The organism is Bradyrhizobium ottawaense, from assembly GCF_900099825.1.
GTDB lineage: Bacteria > Pseudomonadota > Alphaproteobacteria > Rhizobiales > Xanthobacteraceae > Bradyrhizobium > Bradyrhizobium ottawaense_A.
Window position 1 is genome coordinate 241967 of the sequence record NZ_LT629693.1, and the last position, 26040, is coordinate 268006.

Annotated in this window: 18 protein-coding genes; 2 read left to right on the forward strand and 16 right to left on the reverse strand. The window is 61.9% G+C overall.

The window, feature by feature from the left end:
• Nucleotides 1-14: 14 nt before the first annotated feature.
• From tuf to rpsL, 4 genes are read right to left on the reverse strand one after another with little or no spacing between them, the layout of a single operon-like run.
• Nucleotides 15-1205 carry an elongation factor Tu gene (gene tuf / locus BLR13_RS01270; RefSeq protein ID WP_074828477.1) on the reverse strand — a complete coding sequence of 397 codons (1191 nt, stop codon included), beginning with the start codon at nucleotides 1203-1205 and terminating at the stop codon, nucleotides 15-17.
• Between the two features lie 39 nt (nucleotides 1206-1244).
• A complete protein-coding gene (gene fusA / locus BLR13_RS01275; RefSeq protein WP_074828473.1) occupies nucleotides 1245-3317 on the reverse strand; it encodes an elongation factor G in 2073 nt (690 codons plus the stop codon).
• A 30-nt stretch (nucleotides 3318-3347) separates the two neighbouring features.
• Nucleotides 3348-3818 carry a 30S ribosomal protein S7 gene (gene rpsG / locus BLR13_RS01280; protein ID WP_074828471.1) on the reverse strand — a complete coding sequence of 157 codons (471 nt, stop codon included), beginning with the start codon at nucleotides 3816-3818 and terminating at the stop codon, nucleotides 3348-3350.
• 15 nt (nucleotides 3819-3833) lie between these two features.
• Nucleotides 3834-4205, reverse strand: a complete 372-nt coding sequence (rpsL, locus tag BLR13_RS01285; protein WP_057849132.1) for a 30S ribosomal protein S12 — start codon at nucleotides 4203-4205, stop codon at nucleotides 3834-3836.
• 684 nt (nucleotides 4206-4889) lie between these two features.
• On the opposite strand from rpsL, the gene BLR13_RS41455 reads away from it, so the two are divergent.
• Nucleotides 4890-5030: an FAD-dependent monooxygenase gene (locus BLR13_RS41455; RefSeq protein ID WP_244525046.1), complete on the forward strand. Its 141-nt coding sequence runs from the start codon at nucleotides 4890-4892 to the stop codon at nucleotides 5028-5030.
• A gap of 300 nt (nucleotides 5031-5330) precedes the next feature.
• On the opposite strand, the gene BLR13_RS01290 is transcribed toward BLR13_RS41455, so the two are convergent.
• Nucleotides 5331-6371, reverse strand: a complete 1041-nt coding sequence (locus tag BLR13_RS01290; protein WP_349517095.1) for a GNAT family N-acetyltransferase — start codon at nucleotides 6369-6371, stop codon at nucleotides 5331-5333.
• 264 nt (nucleotides 6372-6635) lie between these two features.
• On the opposite strand from BLR13_RS01290, the gene BLR13_RS01295 reads away from it, so the two are divergent.
• A complete protein-coding gene (locus BLR13_RS01295) occupies nucleotides 6636-7841 on the forward strand; it encodes an FAD-dependent monooxygenase (protein WP_079586941.1) in 1206 nt (401 codons plus the stop codon).
• A gap of 56 nt (nucleotides 7842-7897) precedes the next feature.
• Here BLR13_RS01295 and BLR13_RS01300 read toward each other — a convergent pair whose 3' ends face one another.
• From BLR13_RS01300 to secE, 11 genes are all read right to left on the reverse strand, one after another.
• Nucleotides 7898-9937, reverse strand: a complete 2040-nt coding sequence (locus tag BLR13_RS01300; protein ID WP_074828463.1) for an ABC transporter ATP-binding protein — start codon at nucleotides 9935-9937, stop codon at nucleotides 7898-7900.
• Between the two features lie 150 nt (nucleotides 9938-10087).
• Nucleotides 10088-12142, reverse strand: a complete 2055-nt coding sequence (locus tag BLR13_RS01305) for an FAD-dependent oxidoreductase (protein ID WP_074828459.1) — start codon at nucleotides 12140-12142, stop codon at nucleotides 10088-10090.
• Nucleotides 12143-12317: 175 nt separating this feature from the next.
• A complete protein-coding gene (gene rpoC, locus BLR13_RS01310) occupies nucleotides 12318-16517 on the reverse strand; it encodes a DNA-directed RNA polymerase subunit beta' (RefSeq protein ID WP_074828456.1) in 4200 nt (1399 codons plus the stop codon).
• Between the two features lie 151 nt (nucleotides 16518-16668).
• Complete coding sequence (rpoB, locus tag BLR13_RS01315; protein ID WP_074828453.1) at nucleotides 16669-20787, reverse strand: DNA-directed RNA polymerase subunit beta; 4119 nt, start codon at nucleotides 20785-20787, stop codon at nucleotides 16669-16671.
• Between the two features lie 524 nt (nucleotides 20788-21311).
• Nucleotides 21312-21683, reverse strand: a complete 372-nt coding sequence (gene rplL, locus BLR13_RS01320; protein ID WP_074828450.1) for a 50S ribosomal protein L7/L12 — start codon at nucleotides 21681-21683, stop codon at nucleotides 21312-21314.
• Between the two features lie 52 nt (nucleotides 21684-21735).
• The gene (rplJ, locus tag BLR13_RS01325; RefSeq protein ID WP_074828447.1) at nucleotides 21736-22254 is read right to left on the reverse strand and encodes a 50S ribosomal protein L10; all 519 of its coding nucleotides are present in this window, start codon (nucleotides 22252-22254) and stop codon (nucleotides 21736-21738) included.
• Between the two features lie 592 nt (nucleotides 22255-22846).
• Nucleotides 22847-23791 carry a 2-hydroxyacid dehydrogenase gene (locus tag BLR13_RS01330; RefSeq protein WP_074828444.1) on the reverse strand — a complete coding sequence of 315 codons (945 nt, stop codon included), beginning with the start codon at nucleotides 23789-23791 and terminating at the stop codon, nucleotides 22847-22849.
• A 214-nt stretch (nucleotides 23792-24005) separates the two neighbouring features.
• A complete protein-coding gene (gene rplA / locus BLR13_RS01335; RefSeq protein WP_074828443.1) occupies nucleotides 24006-24698 on the reverse strand; it encodes a 50S ribosomal protein L1 in 693 nt (230 codons plus the stop codon).
• A gap of 6 nt (nucleotides 24699-24704) precedes the next feature.
• A complete protein-coding gene (rplK, locus tag BLR13_RS01340; protein WP_007602986.1) occupies nucleotides 24705-25133 on the reverse strand; it encodes a 50S ribosomal protein L11 in 429 nt (142 codons plus the stop codon).
• Nucleotides 25134-25289: 156 nt separating this feature from the next.
• The gene (nusG, locus tag BLR13_RS01345; protein WP_074828441.1) at nucleotides 25290-25820 is read right to left on the reverse strand and encodes a transcription termination/antitermination protein NusG; all 531 of its coding nucleotides are present in this window, start codon (nucleotides 25818-25820) and stop codon (nucleotides 25290-25292) included.
• Nucleotides 25821-25840: 20 nt separating this feature from the next.
• The gene (gene secE / locus BLR13_RS01350; RefSeq protein WP_074276023.1) at nucleotides 25841-26032 is read right to left on the reverse strand and encodes a preprotein translocase subunit SecE; all 192 of its coding nucleotides are present in this window, start codon (nucleotides 26030-26032) and stop codon (nucleotides 25841-25843) included.
• Between the last annotated feature and the right edge of the window lie 8 nt (nucleotides 26033-26040).

A 26040-nucleotide genomic window follows, 5' to 3' on the forward strand; every position in this document is an offset into this window, starting at 1 on the left:
TATTCCCTGTTCGCTTACTCGATGATGCTGGCGACGACGCCGGCGCCGACGGTGCGGCCACCTTCACGGATCGCGAAACGAAGCTTTTCTTCCATCGCGATCGGCACGATCAGGTGCACTTCCATCGCGATGTTGTCGCCCGGCATCACCATTTCGGTGCCTTCGGGCAGATGCACGACACCGGTCACGTCGGTGGTGCGGAAGTAGAACTGCGGCCGGTAGTTGGTGAAGAACGGGGTGTGGCGACCGCCCTCTTCCTTGGTCAGAATGTAAGCCTCGGCCTTGAACTTGGTGTGCGGCTTGACCGAACCCGGCTTGCACAGCACCTGGCCACGCTCGACTTCCTCGCGCTTGGTACCACGGAGCAGCGCACCGATGTTGTCGCCGGCCTGGCCCTGATCGAGCAGCTTGCGGAACATTTCGACGCCGGTGACGATGGTCTTCTGGGTATCACGCAGACCGACGATTTCGATTTCCTCGCCGACCTTGACGATGCCGCGCTCGACACGGCCGGTAACGACGGTGCCGCGGCCCGAGATCGAGAACACGTCTTCGACCGGCATCAGGAACGGCTGGTCGATCGGACGCTCCGGCTGCGGAATGTAGGAGTCGACGCTCTTCATCAGCTCGAGGATGGCGTCGTGGCCGAGCGTCTTGTCTTTGTCTTCAAGGGCGGCCAGAGCCGAACCCTTGATGATCGGAATGTCGTCGCCGGGGAAATCGTACTTCGAGAGAAGTTCGCGAACTTCCATCTCGACCAGTTCGAGCAGTTCCGGATCGTCGACCATGTCGCACTTGTTCAGGAACACGACCAGCGCGGGAACGCCGACCTGACGGGCGAGCAGGATGTGCTCGCGGGTCTGCGGCATCGGGCCGTCGGCGGCCGACACGACCAGGATCGCGCCATCCATCTGCGCGGCACCGGTGATCATGTTCTTCACGTAGTCGGCGTGGCCCGGGCAATCGACGTGGGCATAGTGCCGGTTGGCGGTTTCGTATTCGACGTGCGCGGTCGAGATCGTGATGCCGCGCGCCTTTTCTTCGGGCGCCTTGTCGATCTGGTCGTACGCCGTGAACGTCGCACCGCCGGTTTCAGCCAGCACCTTGGTGATCGCTGCGGTCAGCGATGTCTTGCCATGGTCGACGTGACCGATGGTTCCGATATTGCAGTGCGGTTTATTACGTTCAAACTTTGCTTTAGCCATTTGACTCTCCGTTCAGTCGTTAACTGTCGCCAACGACAATCAGGCAAACTTCTTCTGGACTTCTGCCGACACGTTCGCCGGCGCTTCAGCGTAGTGGTCGAATTGCATCGTAAAGGTCGCGCGTCCCTGGCTCATCGAGCGCAGGTTATTCACGTACCCGAACATGTTCATGAGCGGCACCATCGCGTTGATGACGTTGGCGTTGCCGCGCATGTCCTGACCCTGGATCTGGCCGCGCCGCGAATTCAGATCGCCGATGACGGAACCGGTATAGTCTTCCGGGGTCACCACCTCGACCTTCATGATCGGCTCGAGCAGAACAGACTTGCCCTTCTGCAGCGCTTCGCGGAATGCCGCGCGCGATGCGATTTCGAAGGCCAGCGCCGACGAGTCGACGTCGTGATACTTGCCGTCGACCAGCTGCACCTTGACGTCCACCACCGGGAAGCCGGCGACGACGCCGGAACCCATGACGCTGTTGAGACCCTTTTCGACGCCGGGGATGTATTCCTTCGGCACCGCGCCGCCGACGATCTTGGATTCGAACTCGTAGCCCTTGCCGGGCTCGTTCGGCTCCACGATGATCGACACTTCGGCGAACTGACCGGTACCGCCGGTCTGCTTCTTGTGCGTGTACTTGACCTCGGCGCGCTTGGTGACGCGCTCACGGAACGCCACCTGCGGCGCGCCGATGTTGGCGTCGACCTTGTAGGTGCGGCGCAGAATGTCGACCTTGATGTCGAGATGCAGTTCGCCCATGCCCTTGAGAATGGTCTGGCCGGACTCCTGGTCGGTCGACACGCGGAACGACGGATCTTCCGCCGCGAGCTTCGCAAGCGCGACGCCGAGCTTTTCCTGGTCGGCCTTCGACTTCGGCTCGATCGCGATTTCGATCACCGGCTCCGGGAATTCCATCTTTTCCAGGATGACCGGCTTGTCGGGATCGCACAGCGTGTCACCGGTGCGCGCTTCCTTCAGGCCAGCCAGGGCGACGATGTCGCCGGCATAGGCTTCCTTGATGTCTTCGCGGTTGTTCGCATGCATCAGCAGCATGCGGCCGATACGCTCCTTGCGGTCGCGCGTCGAATTGATGACGCCGGTGCCCGACATCAGCGTGCCGGAATAAATACGGCAGAAGGTGATGGTGCCGACGAACGGGTCGTCCATGATCTTGAACGCCAACAGAGCCAGCGGCTCCTTGTCGTTCGGAAGACGAACGACTTCGTTGCCGTCTTCATCGATGCCCTTGATGGCGGGCACGTCGACCGGCGACGGCAGGTAATCCACGACGGCATCCAGCAGCGGCTGCACGCCTTTGTTCTTGAACGCCGAGCCGCACAGCACCGGGAAGAATGCGCCCGTCAGCACGGCCTTGCGGATCATGCGCTTCAACGTCGCCTCATCGGGCTCGTTGCCGTCGAGGTAAGCGGCCAGCACTTCGTCGTCGAGTTCGACGGCGGCTTCGAGCAGCTTCTCGCGATATTCCTTGGCCTTCTCGACCATGTCCTCGGGAATATCGATATCCACGAACTTGGCGTCGAGCTTCTCTTCTTCCCAGACCACGCCCTTCATGCGGACGAGATCGACCAGGCCCTTGAAATTATTCTCGGAGCCGATCGGAAGCTGGATCGCAATCGGCTTGGCGCCGAGACGATCAACAATATCCTGCATACACTTGTAGAAGTCGGCGCCGGTCTTATCCATCTTGTTGGCGAAGACGATGCGCGGAACGCGATACTTGTCGCCCTGACGCCAGACGGTCTCGGTCTGCGGCTCAACACCCTGGTTCGAATCGAGCACACACACGGCGCCGTCGAGCACGCGCAGCGAACGCTCGACTTCGATGGTGAAGTCGACGTGGCCGGGAGTGTCGATGATGTTGAGACGCTTGCCTTCCCAGAACGCGGTGGTCGCAGCGGACGTAATCGTAATGCCGCGCTCCTGCTCCTGCTCCATCCAATCCATCGTCGCGGCACCTTCGTGCACTTCGCCGATCTTGTGGCTCTTGCCGGTGTAATACAGGATGCGCTCGGTGGTCGTGGTCTTGCCGGCATCGATATGCGCCATGATACCGAAATTACGGTAGTTCTCTATGGCATGAACGCGGGGCATGGGCTGTTCCTTAAAATCCGTGTTTCGCCGTTACCAGCGATAGTGTGAGAAGGCGCGGTTGGCTTCCGCCATCCGATGCACGTCTTCACGCTTCTTGACGGCGTTACCCCGGTTGTTCGACGCGTCGAGCAGCTCGGCCGAGAGCCGCTCCGTCATCGTCTTTTCGTTGCGATCGCGAGCCGCCGTGATGATCCAGCGAATGCCCAGCGCCTGACGGCGAACCGAACGCACTTCGACCGGCACCTGGTAGGTGGCACCACCGACGCGGCGCGAGCGCACTTCGATGGTCGGCATGACGTTTTCCAGCGCCTGCTCGAAAACCGTCAGCGGGCCCTGCTTGGTCTTGGCTTCGATCATCGACAGCGCGCCGTAGACGATGGTTTCGGCGGCAGACTTCTTGCCGTCGTACATGATCGAATTCATGAACTTCGTAATGATGACGTTCCCGAACTTCGGGTCCGGGTTCACTTCACGCTTTTCAGCAGAATGGCGACGAGACATCTGATCTGTTCCCGCTTACTTCGGACGCTTCGCGCCGTACTTCGAACGACGCTGCTTACGGTTCTTGACGCCCTGGGTATCGAGGACGCCGCGGAGGATGTGGTAGCGCACGCCGGGCAAATCCTTGACGCGGCCGCCGCGGATCATGACCACCGAGTGCTCCTGAAGGTTATGGCCTTCACCCGGGATGTAGCCGATCACTTCGAAGCCGTTGGTCAGGCGCACCTTGGCGACCTTACGAAGCGCCGAGTTCGGCTTCTTCGGGGTCGTGGTGTAGACGCGCGTGCAAACGCCGCGCTTCTGCGGCGACTGCTGCAGCGCCGGCACCTTCTTGCGCGACTTCTGCACCGTACGCGGTTTTGCGATCAGCTGGTTGATCGTCGGCATGTCAGCCTTCACCCTTTAGTTCGCGCGAAGACCTGGAATGGCCTCGCAAATTCTTCTCGGAACTAGCCGTTCCGTTCGGCCGCTCGGCGTGAAAAAGACCCACGCAAAACGAAATCACGCCAACCACCCATTGCTGAGCGGAAAGCGCTTCGACGCCACAGAGGACCGCGAATTGAGACCGATCAGCGTTCGCTGTTCAGTCCGCTACCGAGATCATGCATCCGATTAACTCTCAAGAGACAGGCTCAAGAGAACTAGAATCGCACTGGCATTGCCTAGCTATATAATCGACAGCGTTTGAGCGGCATTCGTCGAGGTTGGTGCCCGTATCAGTCCGTAAGGATTTGAAAGGGTGTTCCGTTCCGACGCTGGCGACGCTCACCGCCTGTCGTGAAGTGGGGGTCTTCTATAATCGGAGAGTAGCTAAGTCAAGCGAAACGACACCGCAGGAAATGCCTATGGCGTCTGCAGTTTCGACGTTTCGCGCGAGCCGGCCAAGCCGCCAAATCGCCCGACCCAGCGAGTCGGCCATGCGATCGAGTCGACCGATTCCCGGCCGCGTTTCACCCGGGTAATATGAAAAAGTGGGCCCTCCCCGGGTCGCAACACCGGCTTCGCATCCCAAGATGAGCCTTTTTTACGCTTTCCGGGCGCAAAGATAGCGTTTCCGCATCGGGATGTTCGATGCAGTACACCGACATTGCGATCGTCGGCAGCGGTCTGGCGGGTTCGACCGCGGCCGCAATGTTGGGACGCGCCGGGATTGTGACGGTCCCGGTCGATCCGTACGAGACCTGTCCGTTCGACTTCCGCGTCAAAAATTGAGCGGCGATGCGCCGCTCGAGCGGCTTTTTGGGACCGGCATCGCCGATTCGGTGCTCCGTTCGGCGACGCATGACCGCGAAAACCGGATTGCCCGATTCGGCTATCTGCTGGACAAGCGGCCGAGTCGCCAATTCGGCATCGGCTATGAGAATCTCATCCGTGCGGTCCAGGCTGAAATCCCGCACCCCGCTGAGCGGGTTTACGCCAAGGTCAGGGATATCGCGGCGAGCGACCGGCGGATCGAAACTTCGCTCCCGCCCGGCGGCAGCGTCTTCAATGTCGCCGTCAGCCTGACCGCGATCACGACGCGGTCAATGCAGGCTTTGTGCGCGGCGAGAGCCGCTGCCGGAAGCGATTGCGCAGCTTCCGCAAGCGTTCATAGCCGAGCAGGCGGCCGGCTTCGATCCGATAGGCCAGCGACTTGCCCGGCCCGATATCGATCAGCATATCGACCATGTCGCGGCGCCCTGCCCACAACTGGCCCATGAAACTGTCTTCCGCCGCGCAGGAATTGATCGCCTGGATGTCCGGGCCGGCAAACAGCTCCTCGGTCACGCGATCCACCAGCAGCGCGCCCGGCGAGTACTTGCTGAATTTCGCGTCGAAAGCGGTTTTCCAGGTGTAGGCCGTGGCCCCGCAATACATCAGCACCTGCGCTGCGATCGCCGCACCGTCGACCCGCAGCAGCGCCACCGACGCATCGCCCCGCGCCGCCAGGTTGTACAGCAGGTGCCTGACAAAGGCGGCATCATGCGGATCGGAGAGCAACGCGGTGCCCTGCTCGCCCTTCCAGCTTGCTTTCTCCATGGTCAGAAACGTTTCGAACGCCTGCCCGACGCCGGCTGGGTTGCGATCGTTGACGACGTCGACGGCGCCAAGCGAAGACAACCTGTTCCAGTCCTGGCGCAGTTTTTTGCGCGTCGATCCGGAGCGCTTGATGCCGAACTCACGCGTCACGAAAGGTCGCGCCGTTTCGGAAAGCATCAGCGGTTCGATTCCGCGCAGCGTAAACACCTTCAGCATCGAGGCATGGCTTGGAGATTCGGCATCGAACGATTTCAGGCTGACGACATTCGGCAGTTCCGCGCTGTTTTCGATCGCCGCGAAAAACGCCGGGATGACCTCGTCGGCGAAGCCGGGATCGACGACGGGACTGGAGAGGAAAGCATAGTTGTAGGGCAGCGCTTCCAGCACCGCCGGCAACAGCGGCGCAGCCTTGCGCAGTTGCAGCGCCCAGGCGCCAACGAGCTTCCGTGGCTCGGCGCCCTGCTCCCACGCCAGCAGCATCACGATCTCAGCGAACCCGGTGTCGCCGGCCGCTTTCAACGCCGCCGGATTCATGAAGACGTTCGATGACGCACGCCGAACCAGGTCGTTCCATGGCGGAGCGAGGTCCAGGCTTGGTGAATCAATCGTTATAGAAATCATTGGAAACAAATGCCTTGACCGGGCGCCCCGGGGGCGATGGTGGTCGCCTCCGCTTGCTTTTCAGTTAAGCGCAATCCTAGCTGACTCGCTTGTAATAAGCCTGATACTGCCGGGTTTTTTCAGGATTTCTTTGCCTTTGGGGGTCATTGATATGGCTTCACGATCCAGGGCAAAGGCATGCGGTATACGGACGTTGCCATCGTCGGCGGAGGTCTGGCCGGTTCGACCGCCGCAGCGATGCTGGGACGTGCCGGCGTCTCGGCGCTGCTGATCGACCCTCATCCGACCTATCCGCCGGAGCTACGCTGCGAGAAGCTCGGCGGCGACCAGCTCGACCTATTGCGCAAGACCGGGCTCGCCGAGCCGACGCTGCGGGCGACCACGCTCGACGGCGAGGTTTGGGAAGCCCGCTTCGGCTATGTCGTCGCGAACAAGCCCAGCGACCAGCACGGCATCATGTACGACACGCTGGTCAACACCATGCGTACGCAGATCCCGTCAGGTGTGGAAACCATCTTCACCAAGGTCACCGGCATTTCCAACAGCGACGAGCGGCAGCAGGTCACGCTGTCGAACGGCGAACAGATCTCGGCGCGGCTGGTCGTGCTCGCCAACGGGCTCAATATCGGCCTGCGTACCGTGCTGGGCATCGAGCGTCAGGTCATCAGTTCCTGTCATTCGATTACGCTCGGCTTTGATGTGGCTCCGGTCGGCCGCGCGGCTTTCGATTTCCCGGCGCTGACATACTGGCCGAAGCGCACGAGTTCGCGCATGGCCTATATGACGATCTTTCCGATCGGCGGCACGATGCGCGTCAACCTGATGGTCTATCGCGACATGACCGACCCGTGGTTGCCGCAGTTTCGCAAGGCGCCTGAGGCCGCGATGCGCGCTTTGATGCCGCGACTTCAGCGCATGATGGGTGACTTCAAGGTGAGCGGGCCGATCAAGATCAGGCCGGCGGACCTTTGCATCACCAGCGGCTATCTGCAGCCGGGCATCGTGCTGGTCGGCGACGCCTTCTCCACCTCCTGCCCCGCCGCCGGAACCGGCACCACCAAGGTGTTCACCGACGTCGGACGTCTGTGCAACGTCTACATCCCGCAATGGCTCACGACCGAAGGCATGAACGCGCAAAAGATCGCCCAGTTCTATGACGACCCCGAGAAACAGGCCAGCGAGACGCGAAGCCGGGAAAAGGCCTACCATCTGCGCTCGCTGTCGATCGACAACGGACTGTCATGGCGCGCCCAGCGCTGGGCCCGTTTCCTGGCAAGGCTCGCTCAAGGTGCCCTGCGCGCGGTCCGGCAGGGATTTTCGGCGGGATCGACGGAACGCCTGAAGGTGCCGAGCGGACAGCCGCGGCACGGCCGGCTGGCCTGAGGCCTGCAAGAGCCAATAGCCGAACAAGAGACTGTTAGTCGAAGCGGCGCCCGCGCTCACTCCTCCTCGTCGTCATCCTCCTCATCCTCATCATCGTCTTCGTCCTCGTCATCATCGGCGAGAGCCGCCGCGTTGTGCGGCGTATGGCCCTGGTCGTCCCAGAGCTTGCGGTAGACGCCGTTGGCGGCGAGCAATTTCGTGTGCGAGCCGCGCTCGATCGCCTGACCGCCTGAAATCACGATGATCTCGTCCATTTCGACCACCGACGTCAGGCGGTGAGTCGACCAGATCATGGTGCGCCCCTCCGCCACCTTCAGGAGCGTGCGGTTGATCGCGGCTTCCGTGGTCTGGTCGAGCGCGGACGTGGCCTCGTCGAGCAGCAGCACCGACGGATTGCGGATGATCGCGCGCGCGATCGCGATGCGCTGGCGCTGGCCGCCCGACAGCGTGTCGCCGCGCTCGCCGACAGGGGTGTCGTATTTCTGCGGCAGGCTCATGATGTAGCGGTGGATCTCGGCCTTGCGCGCGGCTTCCGTGACCTCCTCGTCGCTGGCGCCTTCCTTGCCGAGCCGGATGTTTTCGCGGATCGACATGTTGAACAGCATGTTCTCCTGGAACACGACGGCCATCCCCCGGCGCAGCGATTCGCGGGTCACCCGGCGAATATCGACGCCGTCGATGGTCACGCGGCCCTCGTCGGGCACGTAGAGGCGCAGGATCAGGTTGAGCAACGTGCTCTTGCCGGAGCCTGAGGGGCCGACGATCGCGATCCGCTTGCCGGCATTGAGCTTGAGGGTGAGATTGTCGAGCACCGGCGTCTGGCTGCCTTCGTAGGCGAAGGTCACCCGCTCGAAGGTGATGTCGTGGGTGATGCGCGGCAGATCCGGCGCGCCCGGACGATCGGCGCCACGCGTCGGCTCGTCGAGCAGTTCCTGGATATGACGGACCGCCGCCGCCGACTGGATCGACACCGGAATGAAATGCATGAGATGGGCGATGTTGTAGGACACCTCCCAGAACGCGCTCTCGAAGGTGACGAAGGTGCCGATGGTGATCTGGCCCTTGGTGGCGAGATAGGCGCCGATCGCGAGCACCACGAGGTGCAGCAACAACACCGAGATCGTGACGGTGCGCTCCACCATGGTCGACAGGAACACCGCAGAGGCGGTCTTGATGCGCACATCCTGGTTGCGCATGGTGAACCAGCCGAGCGTCCGGCGCTGCAGGCTGAACGCCTTGACCACCGCCTGCGCCGCCACGTTCTCCTGCACCATGCCGAGCAGCGCCGACTCGTTCTGCTTCTGCTCGTAGTTCGCCTGCACCGCCTTCGGCGTCAGGATCCGCGGACCGATCAGGGTGATCGGAAACACCAGCAGCGCCACCGCCGCGAGCTGCCAGTTCAGGAACAGCATCAGGATGATGCCGGCGATCAACTCGAAGAACGGCAGGGCCGCGCTGTTGGCGAAGCTCTTGATCGAGCCCTCGAAGGCCGAGAGGTCGATGGAGAACCGCGACAGAATTTCGCCGCGCTTGGTGCGGGCAAAATAAGCCGACGGCAGGTTCTGGACGTGCTCGAACAGCCGCGTCCGCACGTCTGAAATCACGGTCGCAGCGAGCCGCGCGTCCCAGCGCTCGTACCAGACCGCGATGATCGAGGTGACGATGCCGGCGACCGCGAGCACGCCGAGGATCTTGTACAGCGCCTGAAAGTCTTCCTCGCCGAGCGCGTCGTCGATCAGGAACTTCAGGCTCAACGGCATGAAGACGTTGAACAGCGTCTCGACCAGAACGCCGAAACCAACGTAGGCCAGCAGCTTCTTGTAGTTGATCAGGATCGGCTTGACGAAGCCATAGATCGTCGAAAGCGCGCCGGCGGCTTCCTTGGCGGTGAAAACGACGAGATCCTCGTCGTCATCATCGTCGTCGAGGTCCAGCTCGTCGTCATCTTCGTCGTCATCGTCGGGCGGCGCAGCGGCTGGCTTGCCGCCGGCAGCGGGACCCGCCGCACCAGGTTCGACCGCGGGCTTCTTCTCAAGCTCAGGATCGTCCGCCGACGCGGGAGTCCGGTCATCCGAAGAAGGAGGCTTTGGCGCCATGAAACCAACCGATGCTGCACGGCCGGCATGACCGCAACTCAAACGCGATAGCCCTGGACGTTACCTTGGACGCTACCGCGGCGATCCTATGCGATCGGGATCAATTCGGCAAAACAAATGGAGTCGCCAAGCTGGCCGATTGCCGGCCGGTCAATCGTCCGATTCTACCTTGTCAAAGAACGAATAGCGCAGGCTGTCGGCGTCGGCGTACCACTGGCCCGGCCCCTTGTGCGCCGCCAGCGTCGCCGCCCACAACGCATCGGTGCAATCGCGGCGATGCATCGAGAGGTCGAACCCGTTATTGAAGAACAATTCCGACCATTCCCACCAGGTGCCGAGCTTCTTGACCCCGCGCAGCAGGTCGTAACGGTCGATCAGCGCCGGCGCCATATCCGAGGTCACCGATCCGAACAGGAGGCCGGTCTTCACCACGCGGTTCAGTTCGCGGACCGCCCGCGACACCTGCTTCTCCGCGACATGGCACAGGCTGGTCTCGAACACGAAGTCGAACTCGCCGTTCTTGAACGGCATATCTGATATCGAGCCGAGCTTGTTGAACTTCTTCAGCGCCTTCGGCGTCCTGGCATGGATCGCGCGGTTGTTTTCGATGCCCCAGGCATCGATCCCGCGTTCGCGCAGCGCGCCGACCAGTTCGCCGCTGGCGGAGCCCGCAACCAGCAGCTTGTAGCCCTTGGCCCTGTTCCAGACGATCTTGATCAGGTCCGTCAGATAGGCGGGGTCGGTAAACTGGCTCCAGACTTCGCTGTAGGGTCCGACGCCCCGGTAATTCTCGAAATAACCGCGGTCGATCTTGTCGGACAGCACTCCGCCCTGCTGCGCGCGCGCACGGCGCAGCCGCATCATCTCGGTCACAACGATATCGGTGGCGGCGTCGGAGGAGTCGAGCAGACCGTTCAGCGTGGAATCGAACAGGTAGTCGCCGACCACGACGATCCCCGGATGCTCCTTCGGCTCGGGGCGATGATTGGTCATGACGTCCCGCACCGGCATGCCGCCCGGCAGCGCATTCACCGACGACAGCCAGCGGTGGATCTTGCCTTCCATGAAATGGCTGCGGGCGTCGCCGAGCGAGGCCGGCAGCGACTTCAGCGCGGCGTCGATCAGTTCCTGGTCGCTGAGATTGGCGAACGCCAGCGCGTCGGAGCCGGCGATCAGCCAGTTCAGGACGCCGTGCTTGCCGACGTCGTGGCGGGCGCCCTCGTTGTAGACGCAGCAGCCGCCGAACGCTTCCGACATGAACCAGGCGCCGGGGACCTGTTCGCCCCAGAACGGCTCATCGAACAGGATCGAGACGCGCAGGTAATGCGCCGGCCGATCGAAATAGGCGACGTGCTTGACCATCGACTTGCGCAGCTCTTCGCCGTCCCAGCGCATGGTGGCGAGCCAGGAGTGCGGCAGGCACATCAGCACCAGGTCGAAGTCGCGCGTCTCCGGCCCCTTTCCGTTCATCATGTTGAGCTGGTAGCGGCCGGCGGTGGTCTTGCCGACCTTGAGCACCCGGTGATTGAGGTGAATATCCGCGTTGACCTCGGAGCGCAGGCCTTCGATCAACTGCTCGTTGCCGTTCTGGATCGAGTACAGGCCGATATAGCCCTCGACGTCCATCACGAAGTTCTTCAGCGCGTTGAGCCCGTTGGTGTTGTGGCTCTCGGTGGCGATATCCGAGCGCGCCATCACCTTGAAGAAGCGCTTGGCGGTGGGATCGGTGACTTCCTTGTCGAGCACCTGCTCGCAGGTCAGGTAGGCCCAGGGATGCTCGTTGTCATGGGCGCCGACGCCTTCATAATATTCGATCGGCGTCACCATGTCGGCGCAGCGCTTGCGGAACGCCTCGATCGCGGCCGCGGTCTTCGCACCGTACTTGCGGCGCATGCCGGGGACGTCGTTGAGGAGTACGCCATCGAGGAGAACCTGCTCGGCGTCCATCGGAATCGTCTGCAGGCCGAAATGCTGAATAAGCTCCCGCAGCGGATCGGGACCGGTCATCGAGTAGTCGTAGATCTCGGCGACGCCGGCCTCGTACATCGCCGGCGCGGAATCGAACTTGCGCGTCACGATCTTGCCGCCGACGCGGTCCGACGCCTCATAGATCGTGATGCGGCAGAGGTCGCCAAGCTTCTTCTTCAGATACCAGGCGCTCATCAGCCCGCCGGGGCCGCCGCCAACGATTGCAAGATCGATCATATGTGTTCCGTGAGTCGTTCGGCCGCGCCGCGGACTAAGTCACCCTAGCAAAAGCGCTTTTCACTCTGAAGGGAAGATGAACAAAGCGGGTCCCTGCATCGCAGCAATGAAACAAAGCAGCAAAAAGGCCGGCTTTCGCCGGCCTTCTCTTTCGTAGCATGGGTTCGAAGGATGCCTATTCCGCGGGCGGCAGCGCCAACGGCTCCGCTTCCGGAGCAGTCGGCACGATCGTCGCCTGCTTCTCGCGCTCGTCGAGAATCAGCTTGTCGCGCTTGACCGCGACTTCGCGGATCTTAGCCATCGAGGCACCGGTGCCCGCCGGGATCAGCCGGCCGACAATGACGTTCTCCTTGAGGCCTTCCAGCGGATCCACCTTGCCGTTGACGGCGGCTTCGGTGAGCACACGGGTGGTCTCCTGGAACGACGCCGCCGAGAAGAACGAGCGGGTCTGCAGGCTCGCCTTGGTGATGCCGAGCAGAACCGGCGTTCCCGTAGCGATCTTCTTGCCCTCTTCCTTGGCCTTGGCGTTGATCACGTCGAACTCGATCTTGTCGACCTGTTCGCCCGAGATCATGTCGGTCTCGCCCTGGTCGGTGACTTCGACCTTCTGCAGCATCTGACGGACAATCACCTCGATGTGCTTGTCGTTGATGAGCACGCCCTGCAGCCGATAGACCTCCTGGATTTCGTTGACCAGATAGGCAGCGAGTTCCTCGATGCCCTTGATCGCCAGAATGTCGTGCGGCGCCGGATTGCCTTCGACGATGAAATCGCCCTTTTCGACGATGTCGCCGTCCTGCAGATGGATGTGCTTGCCCTTCGGGATCAGGTACTCCCTGGTCTCCTCGGTCTTGTCCATCGGCTCGATCGAGATCCGGCGCTTGTTCTTGTAGTCGCGGCCGAAGCGGATGGTGCCGGCGATTTCCGCGATGATCGCCGCGTCCTTTGGCTTGCGGGCCTCGAACAGTTCGGCAACGCGCGGCAGACCGCCGGTGATGTCGCGGGTCTTGGCGCTCTCCGTAGAAATACGCGCCAGGATGTCGCCGGACTTCACCTTCGCGCCGGTATCAACCGACAGAATGCCGTCGACCGACAGCATGTACCGGGCATCGCCGCCGCGGGCGAGCTTCAGCACCTTGCCATCCTTGCCCTTGATCACGATCGCCGGACGCAGGTCGGCACCACCGCGCGACGCACGCCAGTCGATGACGACGCGCTTGGCGATACCGGTGGATTCGTCGAGCGTTTCCGAGATCGACTGCCCTTCGACCAGGTCCTCGAACCCGATGACGCCTTCGACTTCGGTCAGCACCGGACGGCTGTACGGATCCCATTCCGCGATGCGCTGGCCGCGCTTGACCATATCGCCTTCATCGACGTGCATGCGCGCACCGTACTGAATGCGGTGGGTCGCACGCTCGGTGCCGTCGGCATCGGCGATCGCAACGACCATGTTGCGGACCATCGCGACCATATGGCCTTCGCTGTTCTTGGCGATGGCCTTGTTGCGGATGACCACCTTGCCGTCGAAGTTCGACTCGATGAACGACTGCTCGTTGATCTGCGCAGCACCACCGATGTGGAACGTACGCATCGTCAGCTGCGTGCCGGGCTCACCGATCGACTGGGCGGCGATGACGCCGACCGCTTCACCGTGGTTGACCGGCGTACCGCGGGCCAGATCGCGGCCGTAGCACTTGCCGCAGATGCCGTTGACCAGTTCGCAGGTCAGGGCCGAACGGATCTTCACTTCCTGGATGCCGGCCTGCTGGATGGCGTCGACATGCGTCTCTTCCATCAGCGTGCCGCGCTTGACCACGACCTTGTTGGTCACCGGATCGCGCAGGTCCTCGCCGTTGGTACGGCCGAGAATGCGCGAAGCCAGCGACGCAACCACCGTGCCGGCATCGATGATGGCGCGCATCTTGATGCCGAGCTTGGTGCCGCAGTCGTCCTGCGTGATGATGCAGTCCTGCGCCACGTCGACCAGACGGCGGGTCAGGTAGCCCGAGTTCGCGGTCTTCAACGCGGTGTCCGCGAGGCCCTTGCGGGCGCCGTGGGTCGAGTTGAAGTATTCGAGCACCGACAGACCTTCCTTGAAGTTGGAAATGATCGGCGTTTCGATGATCTCACCCGACGGCTTGGCCATCAGGCCGCGCATGCCGGCGAGCTGGCGCATCTGCGCCGGCGAACCGCGCGCACCGGAATGCGCCATCATGTAGATCGAGTTGATGTCGGCGTCGGCGCCCTTGGCGTTCTTCTTGGTCGAGGAGATTTCCTTCATCATCTCCTTGGCGATTTCTTCGGTCGCCTTCGACCAGGCGTCGACCACCTTGTTGTACTTCTCGCCATGGGTGATCAGGCCGTCGTTGTACTGCTGCTCGAAGTCCTTCGCCAGCGTACGGGTGGTGTCGACGATCTTCCACTTCGAGTGCGGAACGACCATGTCGTCCTTGCCGAACGAGATGCCGGCCTTGAACGCGTTGTAGAAGCCGAGCGCCATGATGCGGTCGCAGAAGATCACCGTCTCCTTTTGACCGCAGTGACGGTAGACCTGGTCAATGACGCCGGAGATTTCGCGCTTGGTCATCAGCTTGTTGATGATGTCGTACGAAATCTTCGCCGAGCTCGGCAACAAATTGCCGAGCATGACGCGGCCCGCGGTGGTCTCGATCCAGCGACGCGAGACCTTGCCGGTCTCGTCCATTCCGTTCCAGCGATACTTGATCTTGGTGTGGAGGTGGATGACCTTCGAATGCAGGGCGTGCTCGAGTTCGGCCATCTCGCCGAAGATCTTGCCCTCGCCGGGCAGGCCTTCGCGCATGATCGAAACGTAATAGAGGCCGAGCACGATGTCCTGCGACGGCACGATGATCGGCTGACCGTTGGCGGGATGCAGGATGTTGTTGGTCGACATCATCAGCACGCGCGCTTCGAGCTGCGCTTCCAGCGACAGCGGAACGTGCACGGCCATCTGGTCGCCGTCGAAGTCGGCGTTGAACGCGGCGCAAACCAGCGGATGCAGCTGGATCGCCTTGCCTTCAATGAGCACCGGCTCGAACGCCTGGATGCCGAGGCGATGCAGCGTCGGCGCGCGGTTCAGCAGCACGGGATGCTCGCGAATCACCTCGTCGAGAATGTCCCAGACCTCGGGACGCTCTTTTTCAACGAGCTTCTTCGCCTGCTTCACCGTGGTCGACAGACCCTTGGCGTCGAGCCGCGAATAGATGAACGGCTTGAACAGTTCGAGCGCCATCTTCTTCGGCAGGCCGCACTGATGCAGCCGCAGTTCGGGACCGACCACGATCACCGAACGGCCAGAGTAGTCGACGCGCTTGCCGAGCAGGTTCTGCCGGAAGCGGCCCTGCTTGCCCTTGAGCATGTCGGCCAGCGACTTCAGCGGACGCTTGTTGGCGCCGGTGATGACGCGGCCGCGGCGGCCGTTGTCGAACAGTGCGTCGACGGCCTCCTGCAGCATGCGCTTTTCGTTGCGGATGATGATGTCGGGCGCGCGCAGCTCCATCAGCCGCTTCAGGCGGTTGTTCCGGTTGATGACGCGGCGGTAGAGATCGTTGAGATCCGAGGTCGCAAAGCGGCCGCCATCGAGCGGCACCAGCGGACGCAGGTCCGGCGGAATCACCGGCACCACGGTCAGGATCATCCACTCCGGCTTGTTGCCGGAATAGCGGAAGGCCTCGACGATCTTCAGGCGCTTGGCGAGCTTCTTGTGCTTGATATCGGACTCGGTCTCCTGCATCTCGACGCGCAGCGACGCCTCGAGCTTTTCGAGCTCCAGTCCCTTCAACAGCTCGCGGATCGCCTCGGCGCCGATCATGGCGGTGAAGCTGTCCTGGCCGTATTCGTCCTGCGCCTTCAGATACTCGTCTTCCGACAAGAGCTGACGGTCCTTGAGCGCGGTCAGACCGGGCTCCAGCACGACGTAATATTCAAAGTACAGGATCCGCTCGAGATCCTTCAGCGTCATGTCGAGCAGCAGGCCGATGCGCGACGGCAGCGACTTCAGGAACCAGATGTGCGCGACCGGTGCTGCCAGTTCGATATGACCCATGCGCTCGCGACGGACGCGCGACAGCGTCACTTCGACCGAGCACTTTTCGCAGATGATGCCCTTGTACTTCATCCGCTTGTACTTGCCGCACAGGCACTCGTAGTCCTTGATCGGCCCGAAGATGCGGGCGCAGAACAGGCCGTCGCGCTCCGGCTTGAAGGTACGGTAGTTGATGGTCTCCGGCTTCTTGATCTCGCCGTAGGACCAGGACAGAATCTTTTCCGGGGACGCAATCGAGATCCGGATCTGGTCGAAGACCTGAGCCGGCGTCGTCGGATTGAAGAGATTCATAATTTCTTGGTTCATCGTCTTCTCCTCGCGTGCCGATCGTCACCGGCAGCAAATTCGAAATTCTTCTGTCGCGCGCGCGTCTCTCAACGTCCGAGGGAAGCGCGAATGTCCGGCACAAATTCGCGAAAAAATTCGCGCCTTGCGCCGGACATGCAATTTTTAAACGTTACTCGGCAGCCTCTGACGTCGGCGTCGGGCCGACCTTGGAATTGTGCAGGTCGACGTTGAGGCCGAGCGAGCGCATTTCCTTGACCAGCACGTTGAACGATTCCGGGATACCCGCTTCGAACGTGTCGTCGCCGCGAACGATCGCCTCGTACACCTTGGTACGGCCGGCGACGTCGTCCGACTTCACAGTCAGCATTTCCTGCAGCGTGTAGGCCGCGCCGTAAGCTTCCAGCGCCCACACCTCCATTTCGCCGAAACGCTGTCCACCGAACTGCGCCTTGCCGCCCAGCGGCTGCTGGGTAACGAGCGAGTACGGACCGATCGAACGCGCATGGATCTTGTCGTCGACCAGATGGTGCAGCTTCAGCATGTAGATGTAGCCCACCGTCACCTTACGGTCGAAGGTGTCGCCGGTGCGGCCGTCAAAGACGGTCGACTGGCCGGAGGCGTCGAAGCCCGCGAGCTTCAGCATCTCCTCGATGTCGGCTTCCTTGGCGCCGTCGAACACCGGCGTCGCGATCGGCACGCCGTGGCTCAGGTTGCGGCCAAGCTCCATCAACTCGCTGTCGTTCATCGTCTTGATGGTTTCATCGTCGCCGTAGATCTTCTTCAGGGTCTCGCGCAACGGCTTGAGATCCTGCCTCTGATAGTAGGCGTCGATGGTCTGGCCGATCTTCTTGCCCATGCCTGCGCAGGCCCAGCCAAGATGCGTTTCCAGAATCTGTCCGACGTTCATACGCGAAGGCACGCCGAGCGGATTGAGCACGATGTCGGCATGGGTGCCGTCCTCGAGGAACGGCATGTCCTCGATCGGAACGATCTTGGACACGACGCCCTTGTTGCCGTGACGGCCGGCCATCTTGTCGCCGGGCTGGATCTTGCGCTTCACCGCGACGAAGACCTTGACCATCTTCATCACGCCGGGCGGAAGTTCGTCGCCACGCTGCAGCTTTTCGACCTTGTCGAGGAAGCGCTGTTCAAGGCCCTTCTTCGATTCGTCGTACTGCTTCCGCATCGCCTCGATTTCGGTCATCAGCTTGTCGTTGGGGGATGCAAACATCCACCACTGCGACCGCGGATGCTCGTCGAGCACGGCGCGCGTGATCTTGGTGTCCTTCTTGAAGCCCTTGGGACCCGCGACGCCCTGGCGGTTTTCCAGCAGCTCCGCGAGACGGCCGTAGACGTTACGATCCAGGATGGCCTGTTCGTCGTCGCGGTCCTTGGCCAGACGCTCGATCTCTTCCCGCTCGATCGCCAGGGCACGCTCGTCCTTGTCGACGCCATGCCGGTTGAACACCCGCACTTCGACGATCGTGCCCTGCACGCCCGGAGGCACGCGGAGCGAGGTATCGCGGACGTCGGAAGCCTTTTCGCCGAAGATGGCGCGCAAGAGCTTTTCTTCCGGCGTCATCGGGCTTTCGCCCTTTGGCGTGATCTTGCCGACCAGGATGTCGCCGGCGCGGACTTCCGCGCCGATGTAGACGATGCCGGCTTCGTCGAGGTTCTTCAGCGCTTCTTCCGAAACGTTCGGAATGTCGCGGGTGATTTCCTCGGGCCCGAGCTTGGTGTCGCGGGCCATCACCTCGAATTCCTCGATGTGGATCGAGGTGAAGACGTCGTCCTTCACGATCCGCTCGGAGAGCAGGATCGAATCTTCGAAGTTGTAGCCGTTCCACGGCATGAACGCGACCAGCACGTTGCGGCCGAGCGCGAGTTCGCCGAGATCGGTCGAGGGACCGTCGGCGATGATGTCGCCCTTCTTGACGACGTCGCCGACCTTCACCAACGGACGCTGGTTGATGCAGGTCGACTGGTTGGAACGCTGGTACTTCATCAGCCGGTAGATATCGACGCCCGACTTGGTGGGATCGAGATCCTCGGTGGCGCGGATGACGACGCGGGTGGCGTCGATCTGGTCGATCACGCCGGAACGACGCGCCGCGATCGCGGCGCCCGAGTCACGGGCAACCACGCCTTCCATGCCGGTGCCGACGAACGGCGCCTCGGCGCGAACCAGCGGCACCGCCTGGCGCTGCATGTTCGAGCCCATCAGCGCGCGGTTGGCGTCGTCGTTCTCGAGGAACGGGATCAGCGCCGCGGCGACCGAAACCAGCTGCTTCGGCGACACGTCCATGTAGTCGACCTTGTCCGGCGTGATCGGCAGCACTTCGCCGGCGTGACGGCAGACGATCAGGTCTTCGGTGAAACGGCCCTTGGCATCGAGCGGCACGTTGGCCTGCGCGACGCGGTAACGGCCCTCTTCCATCGCCGAGAGGTACACGACCTCGTCGGTGACGCGGCCGTCCTTGATCTTGCGATAGGGCGTTTCGACGAAGCCGTACTTGTTGACGCGCGCGAACGTCGCCAGCGAGTTGATCAGGCCGATGTTCGGGCCTTCCGGCGTCTCGATCGGGCAGATGCGGCCGTAATGCGTCGGATGCACGTCGCGCACCTCGAAGCCGGCGCGCTCGCGGGTCAGACCGCCCGGTCCAAGCGCCGAGAGACGGCGCTTGTGGGTGATCTCCGACAGCGGGTTGGTCTGGTCCATGAACTGCGACAGCTGCGACGAGCCGAAGAACTCGCGCACTGCGGCTGCCGCCGGCTTGGCGTTGATCAGGTCCTGCGGCATCACGGTGTCGATATCGACACTGGACATCCGCTCCTTGATCGCGCGCTCCATGCGCAACAGGCCGATGCGGTACTGGTTTTCCATCAGTTCGCCGACCGAACGCACGCGGCGGTTGCCGAGATGGTCGATGTCGTCGATCTCGCCCTTGCCGTCGCGCAGGTCGACCAGCGTCTTGATGACGGCCAGGATGTCTTCCTTGCGCAGCGTGCGATGGGTGTCGGGCGCGTCGAGCTCGAGGCGCATGTTCATCTTGACGCGGCCGACCGCGGACAGGTCGTAGCGCTCACTGTCGAAGAACAGCGACTGGAACATGGTCTGCGCCGAGTCGATGGTCGGCGGCTCGCCGGGACGCATCACGCGGTAGATGTCGAACAGCGCGTCCTCACGTGTCATGTTCTTGTCGGCATGCAGCGTGTTGCGGATGTAGGCGCCGACATTGACGTGGTCGATGTCGAGCAGCGGCAGTTCCTTGTAGCCCTGCTCGTTGAGCGCCTTCAGCGACTTCTCGGTGAGTTCCTCGCCGGCTTCGGCGTAGATTTCACCGGTCTTCGGATTGACGAGGTCTTCGGCCAGGTAGTTGCCGACCAACTCTTCGTCGGTCATGCGCAGCGCCTTGAGGCCCTTTTCCTGCATCTGACGCGCACCGCGCACGGTGAGCTTTTTGCCGGCCTCGAGCACGACCTTGCCGGTATCGGCGTCGATCAGGTCGTTGACGGTCGAATAGCCGCGGAAACGGTTGGCGTCGAACGGCACGCGCCAGCCTTCCTTGCCGCGCTTGTAGCTGATCTTCTTGTAGAAGGTGGACAGGATCGTCTCGCCGTCGAGACCGAGCGCGTACATCAGCGAGGTCACGGGAATCTTGCGGCGGCGATCGATGCGCGCGAACACGATGTCCTTGGCGTCGAACTCGATGTCGAGCCAAGAACCGCGATACGGAATCACGCGCGCGGCAAACAGCAGCTTGCCGGACGAGTGGGTCTTGCCCTTGTCGTGGTCGAAGAACACGCCGGGCGAACGATGCATCTGCGAAACGATGACGCGCTCGGTGCCGTTGACGACGAAGGTGCCGTTCATCGTCATGAGCGGGATATCGCCCATGTAGACGTCCTGCTCCTTGATGTCCTTGACCGACTTGGCGCCGGTTTCCTCGTCGATATCGAACACGATCAGGCGCAGCGTCACCTTCAGCGGCGCCGCGTAGGTCATGCCGCGCTGACGGCACTCGTCGACGTCATACTTCGGCGGCTCGAATTCGTAGCGGACGAATTCCAGCATCGAGGTGCCCGAGAAATCCGAAATCGGGAACACCGAGCGGAACACCGCCTGCAGGCCCTCGTCCAGCCGCCCGCCCGGGGGTTCGTCAACCATCAGGAACTGGTCGTAGGACGCCTTCTGAACCTCAATGAGGTTCGGCATCTCGGCGACTTCCTTGATGTGTCCGAAAAACTTGCGAATGCGTTTGCGACCGGTGAATGTCTGCTGCGCCATCGTGGCCTCTCATTTTCGCCGCCCTGATGGGCGAACCATCCGAAGCGCGACTGCCGCCGCCCCCGGGTTGAATTTCGAATCGCTCAAAAGGAACAAAGCCCAATTTCAGGAATTAACTCCTGAATCCGTTCTCTAGACCTTCAAAACGCAAAACGACGCGCGGGGCGCATGCCTGCACCCGCCCGTCTCAAGTTGCCGCTTCACGGACTGAAAAAGCCCGAAATTTGACTGTCTCCCAACGGCTTACGCCAAGGACCCTGCCGTCCCCACCGCCTACCGCGTTTTCCTGCTGCCGTCCCGATATGGGGCGGTAATCGTGGAGATTCGAGGGGCTAACCCCGCGAATCCCCACACTTTTTTGTGTACGCTGTGCTCCGGGTTACCCCATCGCACTGAGTCTGGATAGATCCCGCCACCTTCGTGTTGGCCGGGGCTTTTCCCGACCATTCACGTCCCTAGCAGATCCCCGGATCGCACTCGGCTTGCGCCTCGCTCGTCCAGGAATGGAATTAAGCAAGCTTCGCTTACTTCAGTTCCACCTTGGCGCCAGCCTTTTCGAGCTGGGCCTTGAGCTTCTCGGCTTCGTCCTTGTTCACGCCTTCCTTGACAGCCTTGGGCGCGCCTTCGACGAGGTCCTTGGCTTCCTTGAGGCCCAGGCCGGTGATGGCGCGGACTTCCTTGATGACTTCGATCTTCTTGTCGCCGGCCGCAGCCAGCATGACCGTGAACTCGGTCTTTTCTTCAGCGGGAGCAGCGGCAGCAGCAGCCGGACCGGCCACCGCAACGGCGGCAGCGGCGGACACGCCCCACTTTTCTTCGAGGAGCTTTGCGAGCTCGGCAGCTTCGAGCACAGTCAGGCCCGAGAGGTCGTCGACGATTTTCTGTAAGTCAGCCATTGATCTGTTTCCTTAAACGTATTGGTTCGAACCAGGTTTGATTTGCGAAGGGTCAGGCCGCTTCGCTCTTTGAGGCATAGGCCTGAATGACGCGCGCGAGCTTGGCCGCGGGCGCAGTGGAGAGCTGAGCGATCTTGGTCGCCGGCGCCACAAGGAGGCCGAGGATCTTCGCGCGCAATTCATCCAGTGACGGCAATGAGGCAAGCGCCTTCACACCGTTCACATCCAGGACGGTTTTACCCATCGAGCCGCCGAGAATAACGAACTGTTCGTTCGCCTTGGCGAATTCGACGGCAACCTTCGGCGCCGCTACCGGATCGTCAGAAGTGGCGATCACGGTCGGTCCCTTCAGCAGGGAACCGATGGCAACGACATCCGTGCCTTCAAGAGCAATTTTGGCGAGACGGTTCTTCGAGACCTTCACCGACGCGCCCGCCTGCTTCATCTGCATGCGCAGCTTCTGCATCTGGACCACGGTGAGGCCGGAATAGTGGGCGACGACTGCGACGCTCGTGGTCTTGAAGACCCCGTTCAACGCCTCAACCGCGTCCTTTTTTGCCGCTCTTTCCACAGCAAGCTCTCTCCGGTTGGCGGCCTTCGCGAGAGCGAGACCGCCGGGTTGCACCCATCGTCTCACCCAAAACCTGACCTCTGGACATAGTCCTTGGACACGTCGGGCAAGACGACATTTGAAAAGCCTGCCCTCCCGAACCAGATGGCGCGGGGTGTCGAGGTTCGAACCAAATCAGCGCGAACGCCGCGGAAGCAGCGCAAAGCGAAATTCGGTTTTCACCCGTCTATGCAGGCCATGCGATTAAGCCGTTGAAAAACTTTCGTTTTGCGCGGGCGCCTGCAGTCTCGGACAGGATCGAGACCATCCGCGAACGGAAGGCCCCTGCTCTCATTCCACCGGGACGACGGATCCCCTTCCTTTCGAGCAATCCAAAGCGGATGTCTTGAAAGGAATGATCTCCTACCGTATCGGGTTTTCGGAATGCGAGCACAGACGTGCCAGCAACGGCCAGCACGCCCGGAAGCCGTTATCTACCGAGTCTTGCCCGGCTTGCCAAGTCTTATCCGGCTTGACGAGCAAAATTCACACCAAACGGTCGAACGGTATCTATATACTTCAAACTTACGGTGCAAATCGCCCTTCAGATGCCTCACACCGCGTAGGGAAGCGCCTTGCCGGCGAAATACGCCTCCAGGTTCTCAATCACGCAGTTCTGCATCGCGACATGCGATTCGAGGGTGTGGCCACCGATATGCGGGCTCAACACGACATTGGGCAGCGCCGTCAGCGCGTCCGGCGCGTGCGGTTCCCTGGCGTAGACGTCGAGACCGGCGCCGGCGATGGTCTGGTCGGTCAGCGCCGCAATCAGCGCGGGCTCGTCGATGACGGAGCCGCGCGAGATGTTGACGACGTAACCCTCCTTGCCGAGCTTCTTCAGGATCCCGGCGTCGACGGCATGGTTGGTATCGGCGCCTGCGCGAACCGCGATCATCAGCACGCTGCACCATTCGGCCAGCGCCTCCAGCGTCGGAAAATACTGGTACGGCACGTCGTGCCGGCTACGGCTGAAATAGCCGACTTCGGTCTCGAAGCCGGCGACCCGCGCGGCGATCTTGCGCCCGATCTCGCCCATGCCGTAGACGCCGACCTTGCGGCCGAGCATGCCGGCCTGCGGCCGCATCATCGGCGACGGCTTGAGGCCGGACCAGTTTCCACTGCGCACGTAATCGTCGGCGGCCAGCAACCGCCGCGTGGTGGCCAGCATCAGGGTGACGGCGATATCGGCGACGGAGGCCGCATTCGCCCCCGGGCTGTGGCCCACGGCAATCCCGCGTTTTGCCGCCGCCGCCAGATCGACGCCGTCATAGCCGGTGCCGTAGCAGACGATGGCGCCGAGTTTCGGCATCAGGTCCATCGCCTCGGCGCTGAACGGCGTTCCGCCCGCGGTAAGGACCGCGTGAATGCCGGACAGTTGCTCAGGTGCGAACACGTCATTCGGCCGCTTACCCGCGGTATCCAGGAGTTCGAAGCGTTCGCCGAACCGCACCATCTGGGCTTTTGGGAAACGCGAATAGATCAGCACCTTCTCGGGCATTGTTGTTTCTCTTTCTTCTCCCGTCATGGCCAGGCTTGTCCCGGCCATCCACGTTTTTTTGTCCGTCCACCGTCAAGCAAGACGTGGATGCCCGGGCATGACGAAAATAATACAGTCGCCAAACGCAGAGGGCGGAACCGGTCTCCCGATTCCGCCCTCTCTATATTTTATGCGTAACGCAAGAACGTTAGATTTTATGCGTAACGCAAGAACGTTAGCCGAGGATCGTACCCGGCTCGACCTTGACGCCCGGGCCCATGGTGGAGGAGACCGCCACGCGCTGGATGTAGGTGCCCTTGGAACCGGCCGGCTTCGCCTTGGAGACCGCATCCGCGAGCGCCTTGACGTTCTGGACCAGCTTCTCTTCCGAGAACGACGCCTTGCCGATACCGGCCTGCACAATGCCGGCCTTCTCGACGCGGAACTCAACCGAGCCGCCCTTGGCGCCCTTCACGGCGGTGGCGACATCCATCGTCACGGTGCCGATCTTCGGGTTCGGCATCATGCCGCGCGGACCGAGCACTTTACCGAGGCGACCGACCAGCGGCATCATGTCGGGGGTTGCGATACAACGATCGAAGTCGATCGCACCGCCCTGCACCTTCTCGACCAGGTCTTCGGCGCCGACGACGTCAGCACCCGCGGCCCTGGCTTCGTCCGCCTTGGCGCCACGGGCGAACACGCCGACGCGCAGCGTGCGGCCGGTGCCGTTCGGCAGATTGACGACGCCACGAACCATCTGGTCGGCGTGGCGCGGATCGACGCCGAGATTGATCGAGATCTCGATCGTCTCGTCGAACTTCGACTTCGCGCGTTCCTTGACCATCTTGATGGCTTCCGCGAGCGGATAGAGGTGCTCACGATCGACGCCCTCGCGGGCCTTGCTCAAACGTTTTCCGATTGCCATGACCCGTTACCCCGCCACTTCCAGACCCATCGAACGGGCAGAGCCCTCGACCATCTTCATGGCCGACTCGATGGAATCGCAATTGAGATCCTTCATCTTCTTCTCGGCAATCTCGCGCACCTGCGCCTTGGTCACCGCGCCGGCCTTGTCGCGGCCCGGAGCTTTCGAACCGGACTGGATCTTGGCGGCCTGCTTGAGGAAGAACGACATCGGGGGGGTCTTCATCTCGAAGGTGAACGAACGATCGGCGTAGATCGTGATCACCACCGGAATCGGGGTGTTCTTCTCTTCCTTCTGCGTCTGGGCGTTGAACGCCTTGCAGAATTCCATGATGTTGAGACCGCGCTGACCAAGCGCGGGACCGATCGGGGGCGAAGGATTCGCCGCACCGGCCGGCACCTGCAATTTCAGGTATCCGGTCACTTTCTTTGCCATTTAATCACTCCTGTTGTGCCGGCCGGGGCCGGCGGTTTCAGGTTTCGTGGTTCGGATCAAGAGCGGTTGGCCACCACCCTCTTCCTCCCACGTCCTAGTTTACGCGAGGACAAGCCTCGCGCTTGCGTTACGCGAAGACGCGCTTCGCGCTTTCGATCAGACCTTCTCGACCTGACCGAATTCCAGTTCGACGGGGGTGGCACGGCCGAAGATCGACACCGCGACCTTCACGCGCGAACGCGCCTCGTCAATTTCCTCAACCACGCCGGAGAACGACGCGAACGGGCCATCGGCCACGCGGACGTTCTCGCCGATTTCGAACGACACCGACGCCTTCGGACGCTCAACGCCTTCCTGCACCTGGTGCAGGATCCGCATCGCTTCGGCTTCCGAGATCGGCATCGGCTTGTTTTCGGCGCCGAGGAAGCCGGTCACCTTCGGGGTGTTCTTGATGAGATGAAACGCTTCGTCGGTGAGCTTCATCTTCACCAGCACATAGCCCGGGAAGAACTTGCGCTCGGCGTCGATCTTGCGGCCGCGACGCACCTCGGTGACCTTTTCGGTCGGCACCAGCACCTGCTCGAACAGATCCTCGAGCCCGCGCTGCTTGGCCTGCTCGCGGATCGATTCCGAGACCTTCTTTTCGAAGTTCGAATACGCGTGAACGATATACCAGCGCTTGTCCATGGTTTGGGTCCCGGTGCTCATCAGTGGACACCCAGCAGGAAGGTGACGAGGTAGCGAATGATCTGATCCGATGCGAAGAAGAAGATCGAAGCCAGCGCCACCATCACGAACACCATGATCGTGGTGATCGTTGTCTCGCGGCGTGTCGGCCAGGTGACCTTGTTGGTCTCCGAGCGCACTTCCTGCAGGAATTTGAACGGGCTGAAAGCCATCGTTTGGT

Excerpts from the sequence above, each read along its gene's own strand:
- tuf (WP_074828477.1), bottom strand. The coding sequence starts at position 1,205 with ATGGCTAAAGCAAAGTTTGAACGTAATAAACCGCACTGCAATATCGGA.
- rplL (WP_074828450.1), bottom strand. The coding sequence starts at position 21,683 with ATGGCTGACTTACAGAAAATCGTCGACGACCTCTCGGGCCTGACTGTG.
- BLR13_RS41455 (WP_244525046.1), top strand. The coding sequence starts at position 4,890 with ATGCAGTACACCGACATTGCGATCGTCGGCAGCGGTCTGGCGGGTTCG.
- BLR13_RS01295 (WP_079586941.1), top strand. The coding sequence starts at position 6,636 with ATGCGGTATACGGACGTTGCCATCGTCGGCGGAGGTCTGGCCGGTTCG.
- rpoB (WP_074828453.1), bottom strand. The coding sequence starts at position 20,787 with ATGGCGCAGCAGACATTCACCGGTCGCAAACGCATTCGCAAGTTTTTC.
- secE (WP_074276023.1), bottom strand. The coding sequence starts at position 26,032 with ATGGCTTTCAGCCCGTTCAAATTCCTGCAGGAAGTGCGCTCGGAGACC.
- rplK (WP_007602986.1), bottom strand. The coding sequence starts at position 25,133 with ATGGCAAAGAAAGTGACCGGATACCTGAAATTGCAGGTGCCGGCCGGT.
- rpoC (WP_074828456.1), bottom strand. The coding sequence starts at position 16,517 with ATGAACCAAGAAATTATGAATCTCTTCAATCCGACGACGCCGGCTCAG.
- rplA (WP_074828443.1), bottom strand. The coding sequence starts at position 24,698 with ATGGCAATCGGAAAACGTTTGAGCAAGGCCCGCGAGGGCGTCGATCGT.
- nusG (WP_074828441.1), bottom strand. The coding sequence starts at position 25,820 with ATGGACAAGCGCTGGTATATCGTTCACGCGTATTCGAACTTCGAAAAG.
- rpsL (WP_057849132.1), bottom strand. The coding sequence starts at position 4,205 with ATGCCGACGATCAACCAGCTGATCGCAAAACCGCGTACGGTGCAGAAG.
- rpsG (WP_074828471.1), bottom strand. The coding sequence starts at position 3,818 with ATGTCTCGTCGCCATTCTGCTGAAAAGCGTGAAGTGAACCCGGACCCG.
- BLR13_RS01330 (WP_074828444.1), bottom strand. The coding sequence starts at position 23,791 with ATGCCCGAGAAGGTGCTGATCTATTCGCGTTTCCCAAAAGCCCAGATG.
- BLR13_RS01305 (WP_074828459.1), bottom strand. The coding sequence starts at position 12,142 with ATGATCGATCTTGCAATCGTTGGCGGCGGCCCCGGCGGGCTGATGAGC.
- fusA (WP_074828473.1), bottom strand. The coding sequence starts at position 3,317 with ATGCCCCGCGTTCATGCCATAGAGAACTACCGTAATTTCGGTATCATG.
- BLR13_RS01290 (WP_349517095.1), bottom strand. The coding sequence starts at position 6,371 with ATGAATCCGGCGGCGTTGAAAGCGGCCGGCGACACCGGGTTCGCTGAG.
- BLR13_RS01300 (WP_074828463.1), bottom strand. The coding sequence starts at position 9,937 with ATGGCGCCAAAGCCTCCTTCTTCGGATGACCGGACTCCCGCGTCGGCG.